Here is a 2,394-nt window from a genome sequence, read left to right on the forward strand (position 1 = left end):
TCCCTGGTGAATCCCTCGGCTCGGCGGCCTGCCTCGCGTTTCTCGTGCTGCGAAGCTTCGCTTCGGTCGCTCGAAACCCACTCCGCCAACAAATCGAAAAAGCCCGTAGCTAACGCTATGGGCTTTTTTCGTTTCTGCTCCACAGAGCTTCCAGATAGCTCATAAAGGACGTCTCACAGGCACCATCGTCACCCCGGCGAAGGCCGGGGCCCAGTGGCTTTGTGCTCATGCTTGAAAAAGACCCTGGGTACCGGCGTGCGCCGGCATGACGGTGCCAGGGGAAGCCGTCTTGTCATGAACTGGCACTGAGCGTGCTGGTTGTCCTGACAAAAGGCTTCAAGGCATGAGCGTGGTGAGGGGGGCTGAGCAGGTTGGCGCAGTCACCGATCTAGCCTGAAATTCCCATTGCGAACCTGCAGATCCCGCGGTGAGATGCTACGAAGCGCTCCCTTACCCACAGGCACCATCGTCACCCCAGCGAATTCCGGGGCCCAGTGGCTTTGTGATCATGCTTGGAAAAGACATATATGGACGCCCCTGCAGTTGCAAGACATTGATGAGATCGGTTTGCGGACGTATATCCGGCGTCTGTTTTACCTTCGAGAGGTAGCGCCACAATGTGGTCCGAACCTGGCCACCTACACGCTGGAACGACATTCTTGTAGTGGTTATTTGGAAACTGCGAAAGCGTGGGTCAACTCGAATTGGTTGCCGCTGACTGTCATGCTCCAGGCAATCCGGGCCAGCTTATTGGCCAGTGCCACTATCGCCTTGCGCTTGCCCCGTGAAGCAACAGCACCCGCAGTTGCTTGTTTCCTGCCTTGGTGATGCTGCTCAACCGGGTTTTGCCTCCAGCGCTGTGCTGTTTTGGAACCAAGCAACACCAAGCCGCCAATTGACGGCCGTTGGAAAATTGCTGGCCGTCACCCACTTCACTGACGAAAGCTGCCGCGACAATGGGGCCGAACCCCGGAATGCCCTGCAAAAGCTGATAGCGAGGTGGCTGTTTGCACAGATGATGAATCTCCTGCTCTATGGCTTTGATTTCCTTATCCAGAGCTTTGAGCTCCCGCTCCATCTGCAACAATAGCCCCCGCATGACAAAGCTCAACCCGTTATCGCCATCCTCAACGGATGCCGGCAACTGGCTTCTTAACAGCTTTATCCCGGTACTGAAGTTAACGCCACATTCTCCTGCCAAGCCACGTATCTGACAGGCAAGCGCGGTTCTGTATTCGACCATTCTCTGCCGGACGCAGCGAAGAGCCTTAATGTCTTGCTGCTTTATGGTCTTTACGGGCACTGGATGCAGCTTAGGCCGGAAGGCCGCCATCGCAAATGGCCAGTGCATCGTTGGCATTGTTCTTTTGAGCAGACACCATTGGTTTCACATGTTGTGCAGGGATGAGCGTCAGCTGGTAACCAGCCTGCTGAAGCCGCCTTCCCCAATAGTGAGAGCGAGCACAAAACTCCATGGCCACCAGTGTACCCGTTGGAAATTCAAGGAGTGTGTGAAGCAGCTTTTCTCTTTTGACCTTGCGGTTCCAAAGGATTGAGCCATCCTCCAGCAGAGCGCATACCTGAAAAACACTCTTGGCTAAATCAATTCCAATGGCATTAATAGACATGATGGATGCTCCTCTCTGAACTATGTGTCGCAACTTAATTCTGGCGCATTTGACGTCGTATCGTAGGGGGCGTCCATCACATCACTGGATACCGGCGTTCGTCGGCGTGACTGTGCCAGGCGAAGCGGTATAGCCATCAACTGACACTGAGCGTGCCGAACGTGTCGTTGTTGTCGCCGATACCCACCCAACGGCAGTGGCAACGAAGCGCGTTCCGTCCCACAGGCGCCATTGTCTTCCTGGCTCAAGCCAGGATTTAGGGTCTTTTTACTCGGTCCAGGCAAAGCCACTGGGTAGCTAAGTTCGCGGGGATGACGCCCACTGCTATCATCGTTGTCTTGGCGTCGGTCAGGTGTCGGTCTCTGTTGTTGGCGATGCTGGGGTTGGTTGCAGATGGACGACACTGATCTACACTCTGTGATTCGGGCCGCCAGGATGAGCGTTTCCAGTGGATAACGCTGTGAGTAAAGTGTGGGATTGCAGTGGGTTTAAGCGTTTGGATCTCGATCCGTCAAAAAGATCGTTTTTCCTCTTGCGCCATGAAATTCTCCCCTTATAATTCGCTTCCTGTTGACGGCGAATCGGCTGAGCCGAGTCAAGGTTAACCGCTGAAAACCTCGAAGTTGGGGTTGACGGCGGCGGAGAGTCGCGTAGAATGCGCCTCCTGTCTCGATGAGAGACACGCTCTTTAACAATTAGTCAGACAATCTGTGTGGGCACTCGCGCAGGATTGATATCTCATATATCAATGTTGCACTGAGTGACT

General features: G+C 54.4%; 1 pseudogene. It reads right to left on the reverse strand.

Features of this window, described 5'->3' with window-relative positions:
- Positions 1 to 668: 668 nt before the first annotated feature.
- Positions 669 to 1,628, reverse strand: a pseudogene (locus FCL40_RS18340) (IS110 family RNA-guided transposase).
- Positions 1,629 to 2,394: the final 766 nt, after the last annotated feature.

Origin of the sequence: Ferrimonas sediminicola, assembly GCF_005116715.1 — a bacterium.
GTDB classification, from domain to species: Bacteria; Pseudomonadota; Gammaproteobacteria; order Enterobacterales; family Shewanellaceae; genus Ferrimonas; species Ferrimonas sediminicola.